We start from the raw sequence: 25,656 nt of genomic DNA, 5'->3' as shown, positions 1-25,656 counted from the left end.
TATTTAATTGATATCAAAACCATGACCACCACACCTACCCAAACCACCCCCAAAGTCGCCCTCATCACCGGCATCACAGGCCAAGACGGCTCCTACCTGGCTGAATTTCTGCTTGAAAAAGGCTACATCGTCCACGGCATCAAGCGCCGGGCCAGCAGCTTCAACACCGCCCGCGTAGACCACATCTACCAAGACCCGCACATTGACAACGCCCGCTTCAAACTCCACTACGGCGACCTCAGTGACACCAGCAACCTCACCCGCATCATCCAGCAAGTGCAACCCGACGAGGTCTACAACCTGGGCGCCCAAAGCCATGTGGCCGTGAGTTTTGAGAGCCCCGAATACACCGCAGACGTCGACGGCATGGGCGCCCTGCGCATCTTGGAAGCCATCCGCATCCTCGGCCTGGAGAAAAAAACCCGCTTCTACCAAGCCTCTACCTCCGAACTTTATGGCCTGGTGCAAGAAATCCCCCAAAAAGAAACCACGCCGTTCTACCCCCGCAGCCCCTACGCCGTGGCCAAGCTCTACGCCTACTGGATCACCGTCAACTACCGCGAGGCCTACGGCATGTACGCCTGCAACGGCATCTTGTTTAACCACGAAAGCCCGCGCCGTGGCGAAACCTTCGTTACCCGCAAAATCACCCGTGGCCTGACCAACATTGCCCAAGGCCTGGAGCAATGCCTCTACATGGGCAACATGAGTGCCCTGCGCGACTGGGGCCACGCCAAAGACTACGTCCGCATGCAATGGATGATGCTCCAGCAAGACAAACCGCAAGACTTCGTCATAGCCACCGGCGTGCAATACAGCGTGCGTGAATTCATCACCTGGACAGCTTCGGCACTGGGCCTGAGCATTGCATTCCAAGGCGAAGGCGACCAGGAACACGCCGTGGTGACTGCCATCACAGGCGTTGACGCCCCCGCCCTGAAGGTGGGCGACGTCATCGTCAAAGTAGACCCCCGCTACTACCGCCCCACTGAAGTTGAAACTCTGCTGGGCGACCCCAGCAAGGCCAAAAAAGAACTCGGCTGGGTGCCAGAGATTACCGTACAAAACATGTGCACAGAAATGGTAGCCAACGACCTGGCCGAAGCCAAAAAACACGCCCTGCTGAAACTAAACGGCTACAGCGTGAACGTGAGTGTTGAATAATTGAAGTGGAGATGCTTTTATGAACACTGTGAAAAGAATTGTTGAAGAAATACGCTACTTGCCAGAAATGCAAGCCCGCGAGGTACTTGATTTTGTTGGCTACTTGAAAAACAAACGCTTACAAGCTGATGAAACGACTTCAAGCGTTGACGACTTTGATCAATTTGGTGCAGTCTTTGACGGTAAATTCAACCGCGATGAATGTCATGACCGTCAAAGCCTTTCTTGATACCAACATTGTTCTTTACGCCATTGGGCAAGATGCGCAGAAAAGAACGATCGCCCGCCAACTTATTGCTGCAAGCCCAATGGTCAACGCGCAAGTTATCAATGAAAGCGTGAATGTTTGCCTGAAAAAACTGAAATTTGACAAACAGCAAGCCTATGCGTTTGCTGAAACCTTGATGAACAAGGTAAACGTATTGCCAGTAGATGAGACCGTGATACGTAAAAGTGCTGAAATTGCCATCAGACATCAATTGTCAAATTGGGATGCTTTGATCATTGCCGCTGCTTTACTGGCTGGCTGTGAAACTGTTTATTCCGAGGATATGCAGCATGGACAGATTTTTGAAACGCGCATGACCGTAATTAACCCCTTCTAGCAAATCACCCATGAAAATTGCCATTGCCGGAACAGGCTACGTAGGCCTGAGCAACGCCATGTTGCTGGCCCAGCACAACGAAGTGGTGGCGATTGACATCGTCCCTGAAAAAGTGGCCATGCTCAACGCCGGGCAAAGCCCAATTGAAGACTTTGAGATTGAAGACTTTTTAACCCACAAAAAGCTCAACTTTAAAGCCACCCTAGATAAGCAAGAAGCCTACAGCGGCGCAGACTTCGTCATCATTGCCACCCCCACCGACTACGACCCGGTCACCAACTACTTCAACACCAAATCCATTGAATCTGTGGTGGCAGATGTCATGGCCCTGGCACCCAACGCGGTGATGGTGATCAAAAGCACTGTGCCCGTGGGTTTTACTGCCAAACTGCGTGAGCAAACGGGCAGCACCAACATCATCTTCAGCCCCGAGTTTTTGCGCGAAGGCCGTGCGCTGTATGACAACCTGCACCCCAGCCGCATTGTGCTGGGCGAGCAGTCTGAGCGCGCCCGCCAGTTTGCCGGCCTGCTGCAGCAAGGCGCCATCAAGCCCAACATCAGCGTCATCTTTACCAACAGCACAGAAGCCGAGGCCATCAAACTCTTTGCCAACACCTATCTGGCCATGCGTGTGGCCTATTTCAATGAGCTAGACACCTACGCCGCCACCCACGGCCTGGACTCCAAGCAAATCATTGAAGGCGTGTGCCAAGACCCGCGCATAGGCACCCACTACAACAACCCCAGCTTTGGCTATGGCGGCTATTGCCTGCCCAAAGACACCAAGCAACTGCTGGCCAACTATGCTGCGGTGCCGCAAAACATCATGCAAGCCATAGTAGACAGCAACACCACCCGCAAAGACTTTTGCGCTGCAGAAATCCTAAAAAAACTCCCCCCCCAGGAACAAGGCAAAACCAATCTCCCTCCCCCTCTGGGGGAGTGCAGGGGTGGGGGCTCTCCCGTGGTCGGCATACACCGCCTGGTGATGAAAGCGGGCAGCGACAACTGGCGCGCCAGCAGCATTCAAGGCATCATGAAACGCATCAAAGCCAAAGGCGTAGAAGTGATCGTGTTTGAGCCCACACTGCGCGAAGACAAGTTTTTCAACAGCCGCGTGGTCAACAACCTGGCGCAGTTCAAGCAAGAAGCTGATGTGATCGTGGCCAACCGCGTGACTGAAGATTTAAGCGACGTGGCGCACAAGGTCTACACCCGTGACCTGTTTGGCAGCGACTAAAACCACACCCCCCAGCACAACACATTCATAACACCCACTCACCATGCGCAACTACAACCCCACCCAACGTATTTTGATCACCGGCGGTGCCGGCTTTTTGGGCAGCCACCTGTGTGACCGCCTGCTTGAGCAAGGGCACGACGTGCTGTGTGTGGACAACTTCTTCACCGGCACCAAGCAAAACGTGGCGCACCTGCTAGACCACCCGCGCTTTGAGCTCATGCGCCACGACGTGACTTTTCCGCTGTTTGTAGAAGTAGACCAAATCTACAACCTAGCCTGCCCCGCCAGCCCCATCCACTACCAGCACGACCCGGTTCAAACCACCAAAACCAGCGTGCATGGCGCCATCAACATGCTGGGCCTGGCCAAGCGCCTGCGCGCCAAAATTTTCCAAGCCTCTACCAGCGAGGTCTATGGCGACCCCGCCGTGCACCCGCAAGTAGAAAGCTACTGGGGCAACGTCAACCCCATTGGCATTCGCAGTTGTTATGACGAAGGCAAACGCTGCGCCGAAACCCTGTTTTTTGACTACCACCGCCAGCACGCCCTGCGCATCAAAGTGGCACGCATTTTCAACACCTATGGCCCGCGCATGCACCCCAATGACGGCCGTGTGGTTAGCAACTTTATTGTGCAAGCCCTCAAAGGCGAAGACATCACCATCTTTGGGCAAGGGCAGCAAACCCGCTCGTTTTGCTATGCCAGCGACCTGATTGAAGGCTTTTTGCGCCTCATGGCTACCGGGCCTGAGGTGACCGGCCCCATCAACCTGGGCAACCCAGGTGAATTCACCATCCGCCAACTGGCCGAACTGGTGATTGAGCTCACCGGCAGCAAATCAAAACTCGTGTTCTTGCCCCTGCCATCAGACGACCCCATGCAGCGCAAGCCCGACATCACCCTGGCGCAAACCCACCTGGGCTGGGAGCCCGTGGTGCAACTGCGCCAAGGCCTGGTGCAAACCATTGCCTACTTTGACAAGCTGCTAGGCGCAGAAACACCCTGACCTCAGTTGATAAACCCTATCCGCTTCAAAAGTCATGCGTCTTAGCCGTGTTGAGCTAGCTGCCTTACGCAGCATCATTGGTGCGCTTGACCCTGCTGGTCAGATTTATCTTTATGGGTCTCGTGCTGATGATGCCCGTCGGGGTGGTGACATTGATGTTTATTTACAGGCCAGCAAAGATATTGATCTAAAAACACGCCTTCGCACCCAATATCGCTTGCAGCAAGCCTGCAACACCCACGTCGACTTGCTAGTCAAAAACCCCCAGCAGCCCACACAAACCATTCACCAGATTGCCACAGAGCATGGCGTTTTAATATGACCAAAGAACATGACTTGCTGCTTAGTAGCCTTGAAGCGTGTCGTCAACGGATTGAAAAACTGCGCTTTTCCGTAGAAAAAAACGCCGCCTTGTTTCCCATGGATACACAGACTCTTGCAGCGCTCAGTGATGAACAGGAGGAATCGGTTGATGCGCTCATCCTGCGCTACTCACAATGTGTCTCCATGATGCAAGACCAACTTTTCAGGGGCATTGCCTACATTGAGCAAGAAGACATCAGTGACAAATCCAATCGCGATAAAACATTGCTCATGGAAAAACTTGGCGCCATCAAATCTGCTGAAGACTTTGGAACAGCCACCATGTTGCGAAACAAGTTCTCACACCATTACCCCGAAGAAACCTCTGACCGCATGGAACGGCTCAATCTGGTCATGGGTGAATCCAAGTTCGTCGTGGATTGTTTTGCTGAAATTTCAAATTACCTCAAGCGAAAAGGCCTTGTGAATTAAGTATGTGCGGCATAGCGGGCATTTACAGCTTTCACCCATCAGCCCCACCCGCTGACCGGGCGGAGCTGCGCACCATGCGCGACCACATGGTGGCGCGCGGGCCAGACGGGCATGGCGAATGGTTTTCTGATGACGGGCGGGTTGGCTTTGGCCACCGCCGCCTGGCCATTGTTGACCTCAGCGCGGGCGGTGCCCAGCCCATGACCAGTGCAGACGGCCAACTGGTGGTCACCTTCAACGGCGAAATCTACAACTACCCCGCCCTGCGCAAAACCCTAGAAGCTCAAGGCCACGTCTTCAGGTCAAACTCAGACACCGAAGTGCTGCTGCACCTGTACCAAGCCAAGGGCGAGGCCATGCTGACTGAGCTGCGCGGCATGTTTGCCTTTGCCCTGTGGGACACCCGCAAGCAAGCCCTGCTGCTGGCGCGCGATGCCTTTGGCATCAAACCCCTTTACTACACCCCCGGCACCCACACCCACCGCGGCACACTGCGCTTTGCCTTACAAGTCAAAGCACTCTTGGCCGGTGGGCAGATTGACACCACCCCAGAGCCCGCTGGTCACGCAGGCTTTTTCTTGTGGGGTAATGTGCCCGCGCCGTTTACGCTTTACCGTGGCATACGCGCCCTGCCTGCTGGCCACAGCATGTGGGTCAGCACCCAAGGCATTAGTGAGCCCAAACCCTATTGCCTCATTACCGACATCTTGGCCCAAGCCGCTGCCCAGCCCGCCCGTGGCAGTGTGGGAGACTCGCTGCAAGCTATTGGCGCTGCCATGCGCGACAGCATTGCCGCCCACCACATGGCAGATGTGCCGGTGGGCATGTTTTTGTCGGCGGGCATTGACTCGGCCCTTATCACCGCCCTGTCTTGCGCGCATGGCGAGCGCCCGCACACACTCACCCTGGCGTTTGCAGAATATGCAGGCACGCCCAATGACGAAGCCCCCCTGGCCGAGCAACTGGCCGCCCAGTTTGGCACCCGCCACGCCACGGTGATGGTGCGCCAGGCAGACTTTCAGGAACAGCGCCAAAAACTGCTGGCCGACATGGACCAGCCCAGCATTGACGGCATCAACACCTGGTTCGTGTCACAGGCAGCGGCATCACAAGGCATCAAAGTGGCGCTGTCTGGCCTGGGTGGGGACGAACTGCTGGCCAGTTACCCCAGCTTTAGAGATCTGCCACGCATACGCAACCTGGTGCGCCCGTTTCAAGGATTTACAGCCTTGGGCGCACCCCTGCGCACACTGGCAGCACCCGTGGTGGCGCGGTTTACCTCACCCAAATACGCCAGCTTGTTTGAATATGGTGGCACGCTGGGTGGTGCCTACCTGCTGCGCCGCGCCCTATATTTACCCTGGGAGCTGCCCCAAGTGCTAGACGCTGACCTTGCCGCACAAGGCCTGGCAGACCTGCACACCCACACCCTGCTGCAAGCCACCACCGCCCACATTCCGCAAGACCGCCTGGCCGTGTCTGCACTAGAGATGACCTGGTACATGCGCCACATGCTGCTAACCGACTCTGACTGGGCCAGCATGGCGCATTCATTAGAGTTGCGTGTGCCGTTTTTAGATGTGCCGCTGCTGCGCACCGTAGCCCCATGGCTGGCCGCGCACCCCGGCCTGACCAAACCCACGGTGGCCGCTGCGCTGGCCCCGCAGCTGCCCAAGGTATTGATCCACAAGCCCAAAACTGGTTTTGTGGTGCCGGTGCGAGACTGGCTCATGGGCGACCAGGCCGCCGCCCAAGACCGTGGCTTGCGTGGCTGGGCTCAAGTGCTTTACACCCAGGCTACCACATGATTTGATATACATTTCATAAACGTATATTTAACAAAGGTTCCTATGCAAGTTTCAAAATGGGGTAATTCACTGGCGGTGCGTTTTCCTGCCAGTCTGGTTCAAGCGCTTGATTTGAAAGAAGGCGAAGAAATTGACCTGCATCTTGTAGATGCCCGCTCTTTTGAAGTAGTCAAAAAACCATCTGTATCAAAATTGCTGGAACGTTTGCACCAATTACGCGGCCGCCTGCCACCTGACTTTCATTTTGACCGGCTTGAAGCCAACAACAGGGGCAACCCAACATGAGAAAGCCCTTTGTCGACAGCAACGTTGTGCTCTACCTTTTATCTGGTGACATCGCAAAAGCTGACAAGGCACAAGCCATTCTGGCCGCCGGTGCCATCATCAGCGTGCAAGTACTCAACGAGGTCACCGCTGTGTGTCTGCGCAAGCTCAAAATGCCGTGGCAAGAAATAGATGCCCTGCTGTTGGCTGTCAAAACTGCCTGCGAGGTTCTGCCACTCACCGTTGAGTCACACCTTAAAGCCATTGAACTTGCCAAGCGGTTCCAGTTGTCTTTTTATGATGCCCATGTGGTTGCCAGTGCACTCATGTCTGGCACCCATCTGCTGCTGACTGAAGACATGCACGCAGGCCTGAAGATTGAAACACTTGTGCTTGCAAACCCATTCAAGGCATCATGACGCTGCAGCCCGCCCCGCGCACCCGCCCCGCCTACGCACTCTGGGCACCTGAAATGGCCACCCCCGGTGGTGTGCAAAGCTACATGTGGCGTTTGTGGGAAGTGCTTACCAGCATGCAAGGCGCTGAAACCACGCTCCCCGTAGGTTTGTCGCTGCTAGACAGCACTGCGCAACTGGCCGCTTGGCCCAACCCCACCCAGCCCCGCCCAGTGGGTGCCAACGGCAGCCGTCTGAATTTTGTGCGCATGGCATTGGGCGCCTGCCGTGCCCAATGCGTGGTGGTAGGCCACCTGAACCAAGCCCCAGTGGCTTTGCTGGCCATGCTGTTGGGCCGTATCGACCGCTACGTGGTTGTGCTGCATGGCATAGAGGCCTGGCACCAGCAAACCTTTTGGCGGCGCTTGGCCATGCGCTACGCCCACACGGTGGTGGCCACCACCCACTACACCTTGCAAACTTGTGCCGCAGCCAATAGCCTGCCCACCAGCAACTTCAAAGTCATTCCCCTGTGCGCAGAGCCCAACCCAGCCAAGCCAGACCCACATTTCAAGCTGGACGGCGCCTTCCCTATCTTGTTTGTGGGGCGGTTGGCCAAGTCTGAACAATACAAAGGGCTTGAAACGCTGATGCAAGCAGTGGCAAGCCTGGTAGGTAACCACATTCCAGCCAAACTGCACGTGGTGGGAGATGGTGATGACCGCGCCCGCTTGCAAGCACTTGGCCGAACCATAGGGCTGAGCACTGAGCATATTCAGTTTCATGGCCGAGTGAGTGACGCTGTGCTGCAAGCGGCCTATGCCAGTGCCCAGGTGTTTGCCATGCCCAGTGCCAAAGAAGGATTTGGTATTGTGTTCCTGGAAGCAATGCGGCACGGGGTGGTTTGCATTGGTGGTGCACATGGTGGCACGCTAGAGGTGTTTCAGGATCAGATAGAAGGACTTCTGGTCAGGTACGGGGATGTAGACAATCTGCTACATGGCCTTGAGTCGCTGTTAAAAAATGCATCTCTTCACCACAGGCTCTCAACAGCAAGTCAAAACCGCTTTGAATCCGATTACATATTCCCCGTTTTTTCAAACCGATGGGCACAACGGCTAAACCGAACAAGTTAAAAATGCAACCTCACACCCTAATAATTGAAAAAGGCTTAGCCGATCACCACTACTGGGGCGACCTTTGGCGCTACCGCGAGCTCTTCTTTGTGCTGGCTTGGCGAGACGTGTCGGTGCGCTACAAGCAAACCGTGATTGGTCTGGTCTGGGCACTGATCCAGCCATTGTTGACCATGATTGTCTTCACAGTTATCTTCAGCAAGGTGGCAAAACTGCCGACAGATGGTGTTGCACCCTATGCTTTGCTTGTCTATGCTGGGCTGCTACCCTGGCAACTTTTTTCCACAGCTTTAACAGGCGCGTCAGGTAGTCTCATTGGTAACGCCAACCTCATCAGCAAGGTGTACTTCCCTCGGCTCATCGTGCCCACTGCCGCAGTGGTAGTGTCGTTTGTTGATTTTCTGATCAGCTTCGTCATTCTTATTGGTTTGATGCTGTGGTACCAGTTCTTGCCAGGCTGGCAAATACTCACTCTGCCTTTCTTTGTGGTGATGGCCTTTCTTGCCAGCTTGGGGCCAGGGCTGTGGATTACAGCGCTCAACGTCAAATACCGCGACTTCCGGTACATCATCCCGTTCATGGTTCAGTTTGGCCTTTACGTTTCACCAGTGGGTTTCAGCTCTGCCGTAGTACCCGAAGGATGGCGGTTGCTCTACTCGCTCAATCCCGTGGTCGGTGTCATCGACGGCTTTCGCTGGGCTATTCTCGGAGGTGAATCCCATCTTTACCTGCCAGGTTTTCTGCTCAGTTGGGGAATCATTTCGTTATTCCTCTGGCTGGGTATCCGACAGTTCCGCAAAATGGAAAAGAGCTTTGCTGACCTAATCTAAGCAACCCTTCTTACCCCGCCTTTGTAGATTCGTCGTACCGACGCGAAGGCTAATTGCATTAATTACACAACCCCATGTCAGACATCGCCATCTCCGTAGAAAACCTATCCAAAAGCTACCTCGTAGGTCATAACACCGCCCAGGCCGAGCGCTACACCGCACTGCGCGATGTCGTGGCGCGCAATGCACGTAACCTTGCCCGCAAGACCCGAGACATGCTCAGTGGTCGTGCTATTGTGCAAGGCGACGATGTGGAAGAGTTCTGGGCGCTAAAAGATGTCTCTTTCGAAGTTAAGCGTGGCGAAGTGCTAGGCATCATTGGTCGCAACGGTGCTGGCAAATCAACACTCTTGAAAATCCTAAGTCGCATCACTGAGCCGACGAAAGGCCGTATCAAGATAGCCGGGCGGGTCGCAAGTTTGCTTGAAGTCGGTACAGGTTTCCACCCTGAATTAACTGGCCGTGAAAATATTTTTCTCAATGGTGCCATCCTCGGCATGAAGCGCACGGAGATTCAACGCAAATTTGATGAAATTGTTGCTTTTGCCGAAGTGGCCAAATTTCTTGATACACCAGTCAAGCGTTATAGCAGTGGGATGTACGCCCGATTGGCTTTTTCGGTAGCTGCACATTTGGAGCCTGATGTCCTGATAGTCGATGAAGTCTTGGCAGTTGGTGATGCTACGTTTCAAAAAAAATGCATGGGGGCAATGCATGAGGCATCGGCTCGTGATGGCAAAACCGTTTTGTTTGTAAGTCACAACCTCAGCGCCGTGCGCAGTCTATGCACAAGCAGTTTGGTATTGTCAGGTGGTAAACCTGATTTTTCAGGTACTGTGGAAGATGGACTTAAGCGCTATGCAAAATTGACTGAATCTCTTAAGCTAAATCGCACGGTTAACATTTTGCGGCCATACATTGCAGGTGTCGCAGTTAATGAGGAACTAGCTTCCGAAGGGCAACTTGAAATCCGTGTGGAATTCAACTCACCATGGCCATTGGCACCGGTCTTAATCGGTGCAGTAGTTCACAATGAACAACGTATTCCAATTTTTGGTTTTAATACTGATCTTGATACATCATATACGCCTGTCACTGCAAAAAGCGGCGTCGCTATTTTGAAGATACCAAATCTTTCTTTATATTCTGGCATATATACAGTCGACGTGTATTTGGGTGAAAAAAATGAAAATTATGATGTGATTGAAAGTGCAGCAAAATTTACATTTGTATCGCCAGTGAATTTGCCTAATGGATTAAGCACGGATTTTGTGGGGTCCATGCGTGTAAATGGAAAATGGCTATTTTCATAAATAGTTTTAAATAACTTAACAATTAATAATGGCGATTTTTAATAAAATTCTCCGTAGTTTTGCATTGGCTCGTGAAAAATACTATCTTTTACATGTTAAATTTATTATTATTTCTAATAATTGCTGGGGCTATGAAATATATAAAATCTTAGGAAGGGAATATAACACGCCATTCGTTGGTTTGTACGTATATCCAGACGACTACATTCGATTTTTAGAAAATTTTCACAAAATAATTAAATTGCCATTAATCTTTTCAAGCGAATCAAAGTATATTGATGCACAACAAATTTCGTACCCCATTGGTTTACTAGCAGAAGATATTGAAATTCATTTTTTGCATTATGCTACAGAGGACGAAGCTCTTGTTAAGTGGCAGCGTAGAGTCTCACGTATGCAGCGTGACATTGAAGATGGTGTTGCAATTTATTTGAAAATTTGTGACCGTGATGGCTTAAAAGATGCGCACATTGAGCGGTTTATGTCTCTGCCTTTTGACAATAAGATTTCTATTGGCATTAATAAAAAACCATATAAAAATCACCTTGTTGCTGAAAACCTTAGAGATATGACAGGAAATTTTGTTGTAAACGGCATGGATTTGTTTAAAAAAAGATATAGATATATGGACTTTCCTTTGTGGTTAAAAAACGGTCACATTCAAAAATCTGTTTTTTCAAAAATACTTTCAAAGGTTTTGTTTTGAATTGGAGTAATATTATTCAGTATCTTCGTCGCTTTTCGTGCGCTAGGCGTGGCGTTAACATTGATAGAACATCTTATATAGATAATTTGGTCTCATTCGGACGCTTGGTAAAGATTGGTGGTGAGGTCAAGGTTAAAGTAGGTGCAAATTGCGAAATCTCTAGGTGTGCAGAGATAAACCCATGGTTTGGTCGCATATTGATTGGCCGTAATGTATTTATTGGCCCACATGTAGTAATTTATGGACATGGCGGTGTTGAGATCGGAGATAACTCACTAATTGCCATGCATAGCTGCATTGTCTCTTCCAACCACACGGTGCCGATCCGTAACCAGCTTATTCGTGATCAACCAGACATAAAACTGCCTACAAAAATTGGGCGCGATGTGTGGCTTGGTGCTGGTGTGCGTGTCATGGGAGGTGTAACCATTGGAGACGGTTGCGTGATAGGTGCTGGTGCAGTGGTCGTGAATGACCTGCCGCCCTATTCAATTTCGGTAGGTGTACCAGCCAAGGTAATAGGATTTAGAGAATGAATGTTTTTGTTTCGGTAATTATTCCAACACACAATCCGCATGCTGAACGTCTTGGCCGGACGTTGAAGGCGCTTAAAGACCAGACACACCCTGTTAAAAATTGGGAACTCATACTGGTTGACAACGCTTCATATCCCTCAGTCAATATTGCCAATTTCGTCGATCTGATCCCCAACAATCTACGACTGGTTGTCGAGCCGAAATTGGGGTTGACTGCTGCGCGCCGTCGTGGCTTCGCTGAGGCGCGTGGCGAATTCATCGTACTAGTTGATGATGACAATGAATTGGCACCTAACTATTTAGCGCATGTTGTGGCTATTTTTGAGAATCATCCAACTGTTGGCTCAATAGGCGGCATTGTTTTGCCAGAGTTTGAAGCCACTCCACCACAGTGGATGAGAGAATTCGATGGCATCTTGGCCTGCCGAGATTATGGTTCGATGCCGCACATTACCCAGGGTAATCAACGGTCGCCAAAGGGTTTGCCTGAATATCCAGCGTACGCACCGATTGGTGCGGGCATGGCTATTCGTCGTCAAGCATTACAGCCCTGGCTTGACGACACGAAGGCCGACACGTTGAGTGACCGCCGGGGCAAGGAGCTGACATCGGGTGGCGACAATGACATCATTTTCACGTTGGCCGAGAACGGATGGGCTGTTGGATATTTCCCTGAGCTTTCATTGAAACATCTTATTGCGGCAGGGCGGACGACAACGGAGTATCTCGGGCGCCTCAATCACGGCATCCAGAAGTCGTGGATCCATCTGTTAAACAAGCACAACGCAAATCCCTGGTCTCCTATTCCTGCATGGTCTGTGCACTTGCGTAAAGCAAAGGCTTGGTTAGCTTATCGTGCGTGGACAAGTCAGGCGGCTTACGTTAGATGGTGTGGCGCTTGTGGGCACTTTGAAGGACGGGTGCACAAATGACAACAGTAAGGCGCTGGTTGGCACAACGGACACCAGAGAGCATCAAGGATGCAGTTTACAGGCGACCATTTAGTGAGATTAAAAAGCTTCAGAGCTTGGGTGTGGATGGATATTTTTTGCTGGACAAATGGGCAAAAAAAATGGAGAAAGCGGCAGGCACACTGCCATGCGTCGAATTCCCTGGGCCATCATTGGAAATATGGTATCTGACTGGTAACAAGTTTTGGTATCAAACAGCGTTTTGTGCTTGGTCGCTTGCAAAGTATTCGAAGCGGAATATTGCTTTGCGGCTTGTGGATGATGGCACATTGAAGGGTTGGCAAATCAACCATATGAGGCGGATTTTTTCTGATGTCGTAGTGCTTACCTCATCTAGCTGTGATACTGCAATGGACAAGTTATTGCCTGAAAAAAAATTCCCCAAACTTAGAAGTTTGCGGCGGGTCTATCCACATATACGGAAATTGACTGATGTGCATGTTGGCAGCACTGGTCATAAATTGGTAATGGACTCTGATATGTTATTTTTTGCATGCCCTCAACCTCTATTGGATTGGCTTGCATCAGATCAGCCAACGGGCCCAGTTTATATGATGGACGTAGTTGAGTCATACGGTTTTCCTCGTGATGCACTAGAAGAACTTGTCGGTGTAACACTGCCACAACGCGTGAATGTGGGTATCTGTGGTTTGCAAAGTGATTTGATGGACTGGGAAGAAATTGAAGGCTGGTGTGAGAATCTGCAATCACGATTTGGTAATTCTTATTATCTTGAGCAGGCACTGGTTGCAATGCTGGTAGCACGGCAAACTGGTTTGCAAGTCCCAGAGGATGACTATATTGTTTTGCCAAATAGGCTACAGGTAAAAAATAAATCAGGTATTTTGCAGCATTATGTGGCTGAATCAAAAAAGCATTATTTTAAGTTTGGTTGGCAGAGTGTTATCGATAACTCGATAAAGAATTGAGTTATGCCGCAACAAGATTTGTCAAAAGTGCACAAAGATCAGCCTTTGGTCTCTATCCTGATTCCAAGCTACAACGCCGAGCGCTGGCTTGCACAGACGTTGGAGTCAGTTCTCTGCCAGACACACCAAGCACTTGAGATCATTGTCGTAGACGATGGTTCTACTGACAAAACAGTCGATGTGGCCAAAGCCTTTGCCGCAAGGGGTGTGAGCGTGATATGTCAGCCGAATGCTGGTGCAGCGGCAGCACGCAATACGGCTTTTCGGGCATCGCATGGTGCCTTTATTCAGTTTCTGGATGCAGATGACCTGATTTCACCAAACAAAATAGGTAGCCAACTCGCGCGATTGTTGAAAGCACCTGGGTCAGTGGCAATGTGTCAATGGAGTCGCTTTATTGATGACCCAAATAACATTCGCATCAGGCCCGATTCCTGTTGGCGTGATCTTTCGCCTGTCGACTGGCTTGTGGAAGCCTGGAGTGAGGGTGCGGGCATGCTTTTTCCGGCTATGTGGCTCGTGCCTCGCGCAGTGGTCACGCGGGCGGGTTTATGGCGCGAAGATCTTTCTTTGAATGACGATGGCGAATATTTTGCCCGTGTTGTTCTCGCATCAACTGGGGTCTTGTTCTGCCCTGAGGGCACTGCGTTCTATCGCTCAGGAATTGTTGGCAGTCTTTCCGGCATAAGGTCTGAACGTGGGTGGCAGAGCGGTTTTGAGTCCATTAGGTTATCTATCGACGCGACACGAAGCGTGGAAGACAGCGACCGAGTGCGACGCTGTGGATCGTTGCTATGGCAGGTCTATGCACACAGTGCGTATCCTTACAACAAAGAATTAGCAAATAAAGCCTTGTGTCATGCCGCCAGTTTGCACCCCGTCACCATTTCCCCCGATGGCGGATCTACCTTCAGGCTTTTATCACGCGTTGTTGGTTGGAAAGCGGCGCGTGTTTTGCAGAAACGGTCAGGTCGTAGATGAGTTTTGGTCATGCCTCAAATTTGCGCGATAAGAAAATATTAATACTGATCGGCAGTCATTTAGCCACTGCCCCGCGTGTTCAGAAAGAAGCTAAAGCGCTTCGCGAAGCTGGCGCAGTCGTTTATGTGCGCGGTACATGGTGGAGTCCAGTCTTGGCCGCCGAAGACATGGCACTCTCTTCCTCTCTTGGGATCGACTTTGCACCTGTTGTGAACCTCAGTTCAAAAGGTGTAACTCGAACTAAGGTGCGTATTCTTCAACGGTTTGCAAGAGAATTGTTTGTCCGTTTTGGAGTCGTTACGGGGCGTGTCTTCGGTCTAGGCACGACTGAAATGCTTAACGAGGCACGCTGTATTAATGCAGACCTGACAATGGTGCATTCTGAAGCTGGTCTATGGGTGGGAAAAAAATTGCTTGCTGACGGGCGCAGGGTTGGGGTCGATTTTGAGGATTGGTTTTCGCAAGACCTCCCACTCAAAGATCGTGTGCAACGCCCCATTAAAGCAATGCAGCGGTTGGAGCGACATCTATTACAGCACGCCAATTGCAGCCTGACGACAAGTCAAGCCTTAGCGAATTCCCTTGCCCATGATGCTGATACAACTCGGATACCAGTGGTTGCGCCCAACTGCTTCCCAACATCTGAAAGAGCCCAGGCCTTGCAGGGTTCTCGGGATGTTGTGCCCGCTAACTGTGTTTCGTTTCATTGGTTTTCACAGACTATCGGGCCGGCACGGGGGCTTGAGGTATTGGCGCAAGCATTACCTTTACTGCGGGGTAATTGGCAGTTAAGCCTGCGCGGGTCTTTGCATGCGCACCAAGCGTGGTTTGATGAGACGTTTACCCCAGCACTTCGTTTACGTATTCAGGTGCTAGAACCTGTATCTAATGCAGGGTTGTTGGCGCGAACCATGTCGCACGATGTGGGGTTGTCGCTAGAAGAGCCTTACTGTTTAAACAGAGAGCTGACTGCCTCTAACAAAATATTTGAATATCTGCGCGCTGGTTTGGCGGTAATTGCTACGGCCACTCAAGGCCAGCAAGAAGTAATGCAATCCTGTCCTGGTGCCGGGCAGCTTATTCCGCCGGGTGACCCCGTTTCACTTGCCAACGCCATGCAGCGCATGCTAGACGATGCAGTGCATCTACAGGCATGCAAGCTTAATTCAGTTGAAGCTGGGGAGGGTGTTTGGAGTTGGGAGCGGCACGCCCCCAAACTTGTTCAGGCCATTGCGGCTGGCTTGACTGCGCCTTTGTCATGACGCGCCGCATTCTTATTATTTCGCCGCATTTTCCTCCTGCCAATGCGGCGGATATGCAGCGGGTGCGCATGGTTTTACCGTTCTTAAGCAACAACGGTTGGGCGGCTACTGTGATGGCGGTTAGCCCTGCAAGCGTGGCTGTGCCAAAGGATGAATGGCTTGTTGATGGGCTGCCTACAGACGTCGCCGTCCACAGGGTTACAGGCATGGGGCTTAAGTGGTCACGCGTGCCTGGGCTTGGCACATTAGGTTTTCGGGCATTAAGAGCGCTGGCAAAGCTAGGTGACCAGTTGCTGGCAAGCCAACCATTCGATTTGGTTTATTTTTCCACCACGGTGTTTGAGGTGCATTTGCTCGGACCCCGTTGGCTCAAAAAATTTGGCGTGCCCTTTGTGCTTGACTACCAAGACCCTTGGGTAAACGACTATTACCGTCAACACCCCAATGTGCTCCCCCCAGGGGGGCGCTTCAAATATGCCGTAGTTAGCGCAATGCATCGGTGGATGGAACCGCGTGTTTTACGCCATTGCTTGGGTTTTACAAGTGTGTCACCCGCTTACCCACAGCAGCTTGATGCGCGCTACCCATGGTTACGAAGCCTACCAAGACTTGCCCAGCCTTTTCCAGGTGCGCAGCGAGATTTTGACCGCGTAAAGAAGCTATCGAGTTCAAACCAATTTTTCAAGACAGATGACGGCAATATTCACTGGGTTTATATAGGTGTAGTTATTGACGGCATGTACCCCGCATTGCGTTCGTTGTTCAGTGCGATTCAAACCTCCATGCCAAGTGCAGAAAAGGCACGCTTACGTATGCACTTTATCGGCACTTCTTATGCACCGAGCGGCCAGGCTGCACTTAAGGTAATGCCGTTGGCTGCAGAGTTTGGGTTAAGTGCGCAGGTACAAGAGCAAACTGAACGAATTCCCTATGTTGATACCCTTCACTGCCTGTTAAGCGCACACGCTCTTTTAGCGGTTGGGTCAGATGACCCGGGCTACACCGCTTCCAAAATCTACCCGTACTTATTGGCACGCAAACCCCTGCTTGCCGTTTACCATGAATTGAGTTCGGTTACTTCTTTGATCGCAGAGGTGGGTGGTGCTGTGTGTATACCCATAGTAATGCCAGTCAACCAAGATGCTCTTGCCGCAGCAATAAGCCTGCGCTGGCTATCTGCAAACCAATACATGGCTACGCTTCCCCTTGATGAAACTGCGTTAGAGCCCTACACCGACCACGGCTCTGCCAAAACACTTTGTCAATTTTTCGATGAATGCTTATTGCGTTCAACCGATACCAACCATTAAAGAACATGGTATTTAAGTTAGCCATCCTCGCCAGCCACCCCATCCAATACCAGGCCCCGCTGTTTCGTGAGTTGGCCCACCAGTGCGATCTACATGTCTTTTTTGCCCACAAGCAAACCGCACAAGCGCAAGCTGCAGCAGGTTTTGGTGTGGCTTTTGAGTGGGACACAGATCTGCTCTCAGGCTACACACACACCTTTTTGCACAACGTGGCCAAACAGCCTGACACAGGCGTGTTTTTCGGGTGTGACACCCCAGGCATTGCAGATGAAATCAAGTCTGGTGGTTTTGATGCCGTGTTGGTCATGGGCTGGCACCTTAAATGTTTTTGGCAGGCCATTCGTGCATGCCATCGCTACGGTTTGCCGGTCATGGTGCGGGGCGACTCGCAGCTTGGCACCCCACGTGGCTGGCTCAAACAAGCCGTCAAAAAGGTGCTTTATCCTTGGGTGATTGGTCAGTTTGATGCCTGCTTGTATGTGGGCCAGCGCAACCGTGAATACCTGCAGCACTACGGTGCGCGGCCTGACCAGTTGTTTTTTGCACCACATTGTGTGGACACCCTGGCGTTTTCAGAAGCAGCGGCACTGGTCAACCGCAACGATGTGCGGGCTGGCTGGGGTCTGCAGCCGCAAGACAAGGCGATCTTGTTTGCGGGCAAATTGACTGCAGTGAAGCGGCCTGGCGACCTAGTTAGGGCTGCTGCGCATTTGTGTCAACTAGGCCCGCGCGTGGTGCTGGTGTGGGTGGGTGACGGTCCTCAAAGGCATTTTTTGCAAGAGCTTGGCAAATCATTAAGCGTGCAAATGCTGTTCTTGGGCTTTTGTAACCAAAGCCAGTTGCCCTCTATTTACGGTGCTGCTGATTTGCTGGCGTTACCCTCTGAAAGCGAGACTTGGGGCTTGGTTGTGAATGAAGCCATGGCCTGCGGCACGCCATGTGTGGTGTCTGATGCCTGTGGCTGTGCGCCAGACATGATTGTGCCAGCAGTAAGTGGCGTAGTGTTTGAAATGGGCAACGTGTCGGCGTTGGCGGATGCGCTAACAAAAGCTTTGTTCATTAGCCGCGAAAGTGTCGAGCTCAAAGCACAGATTGCTCTATATTCAGTAGCAGCTACTGCAGCGGGTGTATTAGCTGCCGTGGCTGCACTGCAAGCCAAAAACCACCCATGAAGTTATCACCAGGTTTTATGTTCCTGCTGTTACCGCTTGCCCTGTTTGGGGTGGCTGGTGAAAACAGCTTGCTTGGCCTGTTGGCTGTATCGGTTTTGGGCGCAGGTATTGTGCTGCTGTGGCGGCCTGGGGTGTCGCCTATTTTGCTGTTTGTGTTTGGCTACCAGTGGTTGCAAGTCAGCATCAAAGTATTTCAGGCCAATTTGGAAGGCTTGCCAGTAGATGCCCTCTCTCAATTGGGCGGCGCTATAGAGGGCACCATTGTGCTGTCATTATTTGGCCTGCTGGTATTGGCTGCTGGCATGCGCTTGGGTGCCGGCCCGGCGCTGCCAGCAGATGCAGAGGTTTTGCGGGCAGACGTGGCGGGCAAATCTGGCATGTATTGGTTCAGGTTGTATGTGACTTCGCTGCTTATCGCCATGGTGGCGCAAGTGGGCGCAAGGGCAGTGCCTGGGCTAAGCCAGCCATTTCTGGCACTGGCATCTTTAAAGTGGGCGTTTTATTGGGCTTTTACTTATGCCACCTTTAGCCGCCAAGATGGGCCAAGGCAAGTGTGGTTAATGGTGTTTGCGCTTGAGCTTTTGCTGGGTTTTGGAGCCTATTTTTCAGATTTCAAAACCATCTTGTTCATGACTATTTTTGGCCTTGTGCCTGCGGGTGTGCGTTTGACTGCCGGCCGAGTGCTGGGTTTGGCAACTGTGGCAGCGCTTACATTGACTTTGGGTGTGGTGTGGTCCGCTGTCAAGCCCGAGTACCGCAACTTTTTAAGTCAGGGTGAGCGTGCTCAAGTTGTCTCTGTTGGCCTTGGTGAAAGCATAGGCTTCCTGTTGCAACTGGTTGACGGGCTAGACGGTACTGCCCTAGTGCAAGGTGCAAATACGCTTGCAGACCGCATAGCCTATGTAGATATTTTTGCCCGCACCATAGATTACGTGCCTGCCAGCATGCCACATCAAAACGGTGCTGTGTGGGGTGATGCTGTTTTGCGGCCTTTTATGCCACGACTTTTCTTCCCTGAAAAAACGGCCATTAACGATTCTGAGTTCACTAATCAATTTACAGGTCTGGGGTTTAGCGGTGCGAGTAAGGGCACTTCAATCAGTATTGGGTATATGGGCGAGGCATATATTGACTTTGGGTACATTGCCATGCTCATACCTATCTTTTTACTTGGTCTTGCTTTAGGTTGGTTTTATAAATGGATGAATAACCACCTTGCTTGTCGTGGCTTAATTGGCACAGGGCTAGCAACTATCGTGTTGTACCCTGCATCACAATTTGAAACAAGCATTACCAAGCTAATAGGTGGGTTAGTTGTTAGCTTGCTTATTGCATGGATCGTGGCTCGCTGGGGCACGCCCTATATGCACAAGGCTGACAAGTAATGCGGGTCCTCCACGTGATTCCCTCTGTGGCAGCAGCCCATGGTGGCCCCAGCAAAGCCATCGTTGCCATAGAACAGGTACTGGCTCAGCATGGCGTAGCCATCACCACCGCCACCACCGATGACGACGGCCCTGGCCGCCGCCAGCCTGCAAACAAGCAGCCCATGGCTGGTGCGGGTGCCAGCCGTGTTTATTTTCCCAAGCGCCTGGAGTTTTACAAAGTAGCCCCAGCCATGCTGCCCTGGCTATGGCGCAATGTGCGCAATTTTGACGTGGTGCACATTCACGCCTTGTTTTCATTCAGCTGCATTGCTGCAGCTTTGGTAGCGCGCTTGCAGCATGTACCCTACGTCATACGTCCGTTGGGCACGCTCACCCGCTACGGTGTTACACAGCGCAGGCCATGGCTCAAGCAAATTTCTTTAGTCTTGTTTGAAGGCCCTGCTCTGCGCCACGCCTCAGCGGTGCACTTCACCAGTGATGACGAGCAGCGTGAAGCCGCCCAATGTGGCATTGCCATGAAAGGGGTGGTGATACCCCTGGGCATTGAAGCCCCAGCATCAGCCACAGATGCGTTGGTGCGTGCGCAGTTTCCAGCGCTGCAAGGCGCACCCTACTTGCTGTACCTGTCGCGGCTAGACCCTAAGAAAAATGTAGAGGGGTTGTTGCAAGCCTTTGCCCAGTGTCGCGCCCAAATGCCAGGTGTAAAGCTGTTTATTGCAGGCAATGGGGCTACTGAATATGTAGCTACTCTCGCACAATTTGCAAGCACTGCAGGCCTAAATGACCATATAGTTTGGGCTGGGCATATTGAGGGTGACTTAAAGGCCAGCGCCCTAGCTGGTGCGCTGCTGTTTGTGCTGCCCTCGTTCTCAGAAAACTTTGGCATTGCTGCGGCAGAGGCCTTGATGGCTGGCCTGCCGTGTGTGCTGGGCAAGGGTGTCGCCATATCGCAAGACGTGGTGGAGGCTGGTGCTGGCGTAGCGGTGTCGCCAGACCCGGCCAGTATTGCGGCAGGTTTGGTGCAGTTGTTGGCCGCCACAGCAGGGCGTGCCAACATGGCTAAAAATGCAATTGTTTTGGCACACAGCAAGTTTTCTGCACAGGCCATGGGTGTGAATCTGATGAAACTTTATTCAGAGATATTGAAAAAATGAAACATGTTTTAGTTACCGGTGGTGCCGGTTACATCGGTAGCCATGCTTGCAAGGCTTTGGCAGCGGCTGGCTATGTGCCAGTCACTTTTGACAACCTGGTTTATGGCCATCGCAGTGCTGTGCGCTGGGGGCCATTTGTGCATGGCGATATTTCAGACCGTGCCGCGCTAGATGCCGCGTTACGCACCTGGCAGCCTGTGGCGGTGATGCACTTTGCTGCATTTGCGTATGTGGGCGAGTCTGTGACCAACCCCGGCAAGTACTACCGCAACAATGTGGTGGGCACACTCACCCTGCTTGAGGCCATGCGTGATGCGGGTGTAAAGCAATTTGTGTTCTCTAGCACCTGCGCCACTTACGGCGTACCAAGCTGCGTGCCCATTTCTGAAGATCATGCACAAAACCCCATCAATGCGTATGGGGCGTCAAAGCTGATGATTGAGCGCATGTTGAAAGATTTTAATAGCGCCCATAGCATGCGCAGCATGTGTTTGCGCTACTTTAATGCTGCAGGTGCAGACTCCGAATGTGAAACCGGCGAGGCACATGACCCAGAGACTCACTTGATACCGCTAGTGCTTGATGCCGCTGCGGGCGTGCGCCCTAACGTGACGGTTTTTGGTACAGACTACCCCACGTCAGATGGCACCTGTGTGCGTGACTACATCCATGTCACCGATTTGGCTCAAGCCCATGTGTTGGCGTTGCAGGCTTTGCAGGCGGGTGCTGCCAGCACCGCATACAACCTGGGGAATGGAAAAGGGTTTTCTGTGCGGCAGGTCATTGATGTGGCGCAGCAGGTCACGGGCTTAAATGTGCCAGTGGTTTTGGGCGCACAGCGGGCGGGTGACCCCCCCGCGTTGGTAGGAGATGCCCGTCGGATTCAAGCCGAACTTGGCTGGCAGCCAAAGCATGCTGATTTGGCAGACATCATTGGCACGGCTTGGCGTTGGCATCAAATGCAGCGGATGGCATCAAAATGAGCTTTCTGCAGCAAATCAGTGTACTGATCCTCACCTACAACGAGGCACCTAACATTGGCCGAACGTTGGATGCATTGAAATCTTTTCCAGAGGTGGTTTTGTTGGACAGTGGCAGCACTGACGACACCCTGGCTATTGCGGCGGGATATATCAATGTGCGTGTGTGTTGTAGGCAATTTGACAGTCATAGTGCGCAGTGGCAGTACGGCTTAACCGCTTGTGGAATTGAAAAAAAATGGGTACTGGCACTTGACGCAGATTACCAGTTGCCCCCTCAACTGGTCGATGAAATTGGGGCATTGTCACCATCAAGTTCGCAATCAGGGTTTTACATTTCTTTTAGATACTGTGTTTTTGGCAAGCCATTAACGGCCACTCTTTACCCACCGTTAATTGCACTTTATAAAAGACACAACGCCAACTATATTCAAGAAGGACATACCCAAAGGGTTGTTGTGACAGGCGAAATTGGGCGATTGACAGGGTTAATTTGTCATGACGACCGTAAACAATTGTCACGCTGGCTCGCTGCACAAGCGGGCTATGCTGTGCTAGAGGCAAAATTACTGCGTTCGTCGAGTTGGCAGGACCTTAAATTACAAGACAAAATTCGGCGTTTGATATTTATCGCCCCATGGTTAGTACCTTTGTATTGTTTGACAGTAGGTCGAGGGTTTATGGATGGGCGGGCGGGCTTGTTTTATGCCATGCAGCGTGCTGTAGCAGAGAGTATTTTGGCTATTCAGTTGTTGGAAACAGAGTTACGAGGTAACCAGTGACACAGTTACGAGCACAGCAGCTCACACGTGCAAACAAGCTTGCGCGGGCGGTATGGCAAGTGGTTTATTGGTTGGTTTTCAGGCTAACCCCTGTCCCGCTGCATGCTTGGCGTGCCGGTGTGTTGCGCCTATTTGGTGCAAGCATTGGCAAACGTGTACGCATCTACCCATCAGCCAAAATTTGGGCACCCTGGAATTTGGTGATGGCGGATGAGAGTTGTATCGGTCCTGACGTAGATTGTTATTGTGTTGACTGCATTAATCTTGGCGTAGGTGCCGTTGTCAGCCAAAGAAGTTTTTTGTGCACGGCAAGCCATGACTACAACTCGGCTGCACACACATTAATGACGGCACCCATCTTGATCATGTCACACACTTGGGTAACGGCTGAGGTTTATATTGGACCGGGTGTGGTTTTGAATGAAGGATCTGTAGCCCTGGCCAGATCGGTTGTTATTCGCAGTGTAGATGCATGGTGTGTGGTGGGTGGTAATCCTGCGCATTTTATAAAATATCGCAAGCCATGCCACAAACTAATTAATTCACCACCACATGAATAAGATTCGTGGTTTGGATAGCATCAGAGCACTTGCTGCGCTTTGGGTATTTTTATCGCACCTGGGTAAACCACCACTGCCAGATTATTTTCTTGCATTTGGCAACACAACATTCATTAATTTGACTCAAAGCGCATTGGGTGTTTTATTTAATGGTGTTACAGCAGTAATGGTTTTTTTTGTTATTTCTGGAGTTTGTATCAGATGATCAACCCAGACACCAAACTTGGACATCGGTGTATTTTGGATTAGACGATTTGTGAGAGTGGGTGACCCAATGCTGCTTGCTGAAATTTTGCTTTTTTTATTATGTAGTTGAAAAACCGCATCATCAGTTCGCACGTTATTTGTCATTAAAAGCAAGGGGCGCATTTGTACTTAACTCAACTAAAAATACTTCTGAAATTACTATAAATTGAGTAGCGGCTTGCGCTTGTTTTAAAAGTGTTAGCTTGTCAATTATTTAAAAATGAAACTTTACCGTCTTGAGGCATTGCGTGGTTTTGCTGCCTTTTATGTGGTGCTACACCACAGCTTTCCACATTCCATTCGGCTTTTTGGTTTTGATATAGGCTTTGTGTTTAGATTTGGGCAAGAGGCAGTTATCTTGTTTTTCTTGCTGTCTGGGTTTGTAATTAACTATTCATACAAATTAAGCCGTGATCAAACTTTTAAAACCTATTTCTTGAAACGGTTAACTCGTATTTATATACCGCTGCTGGCGGTGATGTTTTTAGGGTATGGCATTGAATGCTGGCATACAAATGGTTTGGCCAATCCGCAGTTAGGCAGCCTTGCTTTGAATTTGATGATGTTGCAGGATGTCAGCTCACTCAAGCCAGGGGTGATTGTTGACCCTTATCTGGGTAACACGCCCTTGTGGTCATTGTCTTATGAGTGGTGGTTTTATTTGATGTATTTTCCAATTGTAAATTGGATGAAAAATCAAATCAAATCAAATCAAATCAAATCAAATCAAATCAAATCAAATTATGACATTATCAACATTTTTGTTTACTTGATTGCCGTAATTGCAGCAAGTTGGTACATATTTCATCCAAATTTTATAGCTCGAACACTTGTTTATTTTTTAATATGGTGGGCAGGGGTTGAGCTTGCTAACAGGTACATTGTAGGTGACTTGTCATTAAAAAATATTTATCCATTATTGGTCGCATTAAGCTGTACTGTTTTAATTTTAGGTGTTGGCGTATACCTTGATCATCGTGCGGGTCGTACAGCAAGCCTTGGGGTTCATCCAATTTTAGAATTCAGACATTTTGCCTTTGCTTTGGTTGTAATTTTGGGTGCATTGATTTGGCAAAGAATAGCGTGGTTTGGTTTTGACTCAATTTTTAAACCATTTTTATTGCTGGCTCCAATTTCTTATTCATTGTATATATCTCACCAATACTTGGTGGTGCAAGCTACTTATTTGTCTTGGTTAAAATTGCCAGCTGTTGAATGGGTGGCTTATTTTACAGTGGCTATTATGTTTTGCAATGTACTAGAGGTTCGCATTTATCCATTGTGCCGTGATTGGATTTTCAATATTTCCGATCAAAAAAGTGGTGGTTAAATTGTTTATTTTCATTTAATGAGTTTTTAATGTTGAAATTGCGCGCATCACCATGATGACTGGTTGCAGTCATATTGACCAATGCTGAAAGTTAAGCACTATCAACCAAGTTATCGACCTGACGTTGATGGCCTGCGCGCCGTTGCTGTGTTGGCTGTGATTCTTTACCACGGGGGTCTGAAAGCCCTGCCTGGTGGTTACGTGGGCGTTGACATCTTTTTTGTCATTTCTGGTTTCGTCATCACCAGTGCGATTCAGCCAGACATGGCTGCCGGGCGTTTTTTGGTACGTGACTTTTATGAACGCCGTATTCGGCGGATTTTTCCGGCGCTGTTTGCCATGGTGGCTGCCAGTTTATGTGTTGGGTGTTGGGTGATGATGCCAGACGACTTGAAGCGTCTGGGGCAAAGCAGTGTGGCCAATGCGGTATTTGCGTCCAATTTCTTTTTCTTGAAAGACTCAGGCTATTTTGGTGCCACAGCTGCAGCCAAGCCCTTGCTGCATACCTGGTCTCTGGCTGTGGAGGAGCAGTTTTATTTGTTACTCCCTCTGTATCTGGTGTTGTTAAAGCGGTGGTCTGAGCCGGTCATGCGTGGGTTGACTGTGGGGCTAAGCGTGGCCAGTTTGATGCTGGCAGTGGTGGCTACGCGGTATGAACCCAACATTAACGTGAAAGAACGGCGTATCCGGGCGAGTGTTACCCTGACCCCGCCCTGGTCAAAAGCAACGCGACAACAGTGATTCGGTCAGCGACTCAGACAGGAGTCGGTACAAACCCGTATTTGGTCAA

The 25,656-nt window shown here is 50.8% G+C and carries 29 protein-coding genes; all 29 read left to right on the top strand.

The window, feature by feature from the left end; genetic code table 11:
* The first annotated feature begins 21 nt into the window (after positions 1 to 21).
* Positions 22 to 1,164 (top strand): GDP-mannose 4,6-dehydratase, encoded by a 1,143-nt coding sequence (gmd, locus tag PHT20_RS11875; RefSeq protein ID WP_301020668.1) that lies wholly within the window; start codon positions 22 to 24, stop codon positions 1,162 to 1,164.
* Positions 1,165 to 1,183: 19 nt separating this feature from the next.
* The gene (locus PHT20_RS11870) at positions 1,184 to 1,393 is read left to right on the top strand and encodes a hypothetical protein (protein ID WP_300081269.1); all 210 of its coding nucleotides are present in this window, start codon (positions 1,184 to 1,186) and stop codon (positions 1,391 to 1,393) included.
* A complete protein-coding gene (locus PHT20_RS11865) occupies positions 1,371 to 1,769 on the top strand; it encodes a PIN domain-containing protein (RefSeq protein ID WP_300081272.1) in 399 nt (132 codons plus the stop codon). The genes PHT20_RS11870 and PHT20_RS11865 overlap by 23 nt, the downstream gene beginning before the upstream one ends.
* A 10-nt stretch (positions 1,770 to 1,779) precedes the next feature.
* Entirely contained in the window at positions 1,780 to 3,009 is a 1,230-nt protein-coding gene (locus tag PHT20_RS11860) for a nucleotide sugar dehydrogenase (protein WP_300081275.1), read from the top strand.
* A 43-nt stretch (positions 3,010 to 3,052) separates the two neighbouring features.
* Positions 3,053 to 4,018: a UDP-glucuronic acid decarboxylase family protein gene (locus PHT20_RS11855; RefSeq protein WP_300081278.1), complete on the top strand. Its 966-nt coding sequence runs from the start codon at positions 3,053 to 3,055 to the stop codon at positions 4,016 to 4,018.
* A gap of 34 nt (positions 4,019 to 4,052) precedes the next feature.
* Positions 4,053 to 4,340: a nucleotidyltransferase domain-containing protein gene (locus tag PHT20_RS16750; protein ID WP_366520928.1), complete on the top strand. Its 288-nt coding sequence runs from the start codon at positions 4,053 to 4,055 to the stop codon at positions 4,338 to 4,340.
* Complete coding sequence (locus tag PHT20_RS11850; RefSeq protein WP_300081281.1) at positions 4,337 to 4,813, top strand: hypothetical protein; 477 nt, start codon at positions 4,337 to 4,339, stop codon at positions 4,811 to 4,813. The genes PHT20_RS16750 and PHT20_RS11850 overlap by 4 nt, the downstream gene beginning before the upstream one ends.
* Positions 4,814 to 4,815: 2 nt before the next feature.
* The gene (gene asnB / locus PHT20_RS11845; protein WP_301020667.1) at positions 4,816 to 6,621 is read left to right on the top strand and encodes an asparagine synthase (glutamine-hydrolyzing); all 1,806 of its coding nucleotides are present in this window, start codon (positions 4,816 to 4,818) and stop codon (positions 6,619 to 6,621) included.
* Positions 6,622 to 6,663: 42 nt separating this feature from the next.
* Positions 6,664 to 6,906, top strand: a complete 243-nt coding sequence (locus tag PHT20_RS11840; protein ID WP_300081287.1) for an AbrB/MazE/SpoVT family DNA-binding domain-containing protein — start codon at positions 6,664 to 6,666, stop codon at positions 6,904 to 6,906.
* Positions 6,903 to 7,304 (top strand): PIN domain-containing protein, encoded by a 402-nt coding sequence (locus tag PHT20_RS11835; protein ID WP_300081290.1) that lies wholly within the window; start codon positions 6,903 to 6,905, stop codon positions 7,302 to 7,304. The genes PHT20_RS11840 and PHT20_RS11835 overlap by 4 nt, the downstream gene beginning before the upstream one ends.
* Positions 7,301 to 8,416: a glycosyltransferase family 4 protein gene (locus PHT20_RS11830; RefSeq protein WP_300081293.1), complete on the top strand. Its 1,116-nt coding sequence runs from the start codon at positions 7,301 to 7,303 to the stop codon at positions 8,414 to 8,416. Before PHT20_RS11835 ends, PHT20_RS11830 begins: the two co-directional genes overlap by 4 nt.
* A 2-nt stretch (positions 8,417 to 8,418) precedes the next feature.
* Positions 8,419 to 9,246, top strand: a complete 828-nt coding sequence (locus PHT20_RS11825) for an ABC transporter permease (RefSeq protein WP_300081296.1) — start codon at positions 8,419 to 8,421, stop codon at positions 9,244 to 9,246.
* A gap of 74 nt (positions 9,247 to 9,320) precedes the next feature.
* Positions 9,321 to 10,559, top strand: a complete 1,239-nt coding sequence (locus PHT20_RS11820; RefSeq protein WP_300081299.1) for an ABC transporter ATP-binding protein — start codon at positions 9,321 to 9,323, stop codon at positions 10,557 to 10,559.
* Positions 10,560 to 10,587: 28 nt separating this feature from the next.
* A complete protein-coding gene (locus PHT20_RS11815; protein WP_301020666.1) occupies positions 10,588 to 11,265 on the top strand; it encodes a DUF1919 domain-containing protein in 678 nt (225 codons plus the stop codon).
* A complete protein-coding gene (locus PHT20_RS11810) occupies positions 11,262 to 11,801 on the top strand; it encodes a DapH/DapD/GlmU-related protein (RefSeq protein WP_301020665.1) in 540 nt (179 codons plus the stop codon). Before PHT20_RS11815 ends, PHT20_RS11810 begins: the two co-directional genes overlap by 4 nt.
* Positions 11,798 to 12,733, top strand: coding sequence for a glycosyltransferase (locus PHT20_RS11805; protein ID WP_300081308.1), 936 nt, complete (start codon positions 11,798 to 11,800; stop codon positions 12,731 to 12,733). The genes PHT20_RS11810 and PHT20_RS11805 overlap by 4 nt, the downstream gene beginning before the upstream one ends.
* The gene (locus tag PHT20_RS11800) at positions 12,730 to 13,701 is read left to right on the top strand and encodes a hypothetical protein (RefSeq protein ID WP_300081310.1); all 972 of its coding nucleotides are present in this window, start codon (positions 12,730 to 12,732) and stop codon (positions 13,699 to 13,701) included. Before PHT20_RS11805 ends, PHT20_RS11800 begins: the two co-directional genes overlap by 4 nt.
* Before the next feature lie 3 nt (positions 13,702 to 13,704).
* A complete protein-coding gene (locus PHT20_RS11795; protein ID WP_300081313.1) occupies positions 13,705 to 14,682 on the top strand; it encodes a glycosyltransferase family A protein in 978 nt (325 codons plus the stop codon).
* Positions 14,679 to 15,944, top strand: coding sequence for a glycosyltransferase (locus tag PHT20_RS11790; protein WP_301020664.1), 1,266 nt, complete (start codon positions 14,679 to 14,681; stop codon positions 15,942 to 15,944). Before PHT20_RS11795 ends, PHT20_RS11790 begins: the two co-directional genes overlap by 4 nt.
* Positions 15,941 to 17,254 carry a hypothetical protein gene (locus tag PHT20_RS11785; protein ID WP_300081319.1) on the top strand — a complete coding sequence of 438 codons (1,314 nt, stop codon included), beginning with the start codon at positions 15,941 to 15,943 and terminating at the stop codon, positions 17,252 to 17,254. Before PHT20_RS11790 ends, PHT20_RS11785 begins: the two co-directional genes overlap by 4 nt.
* 5 nt (positions 17,255 to 17,259) lie before the next feature.
* Entirely contained in the window at positions 17,260 to 18,426 is a 1,167-nt protein-coding gene (locus tag PHT20_RS11780; protein ID WP_300081321.1) for a glycosyltransferase family 4 protein, read from the top strand.
* Complete coding sequence (locus PHT20_RS11775; protein ID WP_300081324.1) at positions 18,423 to 19,811, top strand: hypothetical protein; 1,389 nt, start codon at positions 18,423 to 18,425, stop codon at positions 19,809 to 19,811. Before PHT20_RS11780 ends, PHT20_RS11775 begins: the two co-directional genes overlap by 4 nt.
* Complete coding sequence (locus PHT20_RS11770) at positions 19,811 to 20,968, top strand: glycosyltransferase (protein ID WP_300081326.1); 1,158 nt, start codon at positions 19,811 to 19,813, stop codon at positions 20,966 to 20,968. The genes PHT20_RS11775 and PHT20_RS11770 overlap by 1 nt, the downstream gene beginning before the upstream one ends.
* Positions 20,965 to 21,951, top strand: a complete 987-nt coding sequence (galE, locus tag PHT20_RS11765; RefSeq protein ID WP_300081327.1) for a UDP-glucose 4-epimerase GalE — start codon at positions 20,965 to 20,967, stop codon at positions 21,949 to 21,951. The genes PHT20_RS11770 and galE overlap by 4 nt, the downstream gene beginning before the upstream one ends.
* Complete coding sequence (locus PHT20_RS11760; RefSeq protein WP_300081330.1) at positions 21,948 to 22,730, top strand: glycosyltransferase family 2 protein; 783 nt, start codon at positions 21,948 to 21,950, stop codon at positions 22,728 to 22,730. The genes galE and PHT20_RS11760 overlap by 4 nt, the downstream gene beginning before the upstream one ends.
* Entirely contained in the window at positions 22,727 to 23,290 is a 564-nt protein-coding gene (locus PHT20_RS11755) for a putative colanic acid biosynthesis acetyltransferase (protein WP_300081333.1), read from the top strand. Before PHT20_RS11760 ends, PHT20_RS11755 begins: the two co-directional genes overlap by 4 nt.
* Positions 23,283 to 23,495 (top strand): acyltransferase family protein, encoded by a 213-nt coding sequence (locus PHT20_RS11750; protein ID WP_300081336.1) that lies wholly within the window; start codon positions 23,283 to 23,285, stop codon positions 23,493 to 23,495. Before PHT20_RS11755 ends, PHT20_RS11750 begins: the two co-directional genes overlap by 8 nt.
* 261 nt (positions 23,496 to 23,756) lie before the next feature.
* Positions 23,757 to 24,866: an acyltransferase gene (locus tag PHT20_RS11745; protein WP_301020663.1), complete on the top strand. Its 1,110-nt coding sequence runs from the start codon at positions 23,757 to 23,759 to the stop codon at positions 24,864 to 24,866.
* A gap of 81 nt (positions 24,867 to 24,947) precedes the next feature.
* Positions 24,948 to 25,607 carry an acyltransferase gene (locus tag PHT20_RS11740; protein WP_301020662.1) on the top strand — a complete coding sequence of 220 codons (660 nt, stop codon included), beginning with the start codon at positions 24,948 to 24,950 and terminating at the stop codon, positions 25,605 to 25,607.
* Positions 25,608 to 25,656 lie beyond the last annotated feature (49 nt).

Source organism: Rhodoferax sp., from assembly GCF_028715765.1.
GTDB lineage: Bacteria > Pseudomonadota > Gammaproteobacteria > Burkholderiales > Burkholderiaceae_C > Rhodoferax.
The sequence above is the reverse complement of the archived record's forward strand: the minus strand, read 5'-3'. Positions and strand labels throughout refer to the sequence as shown.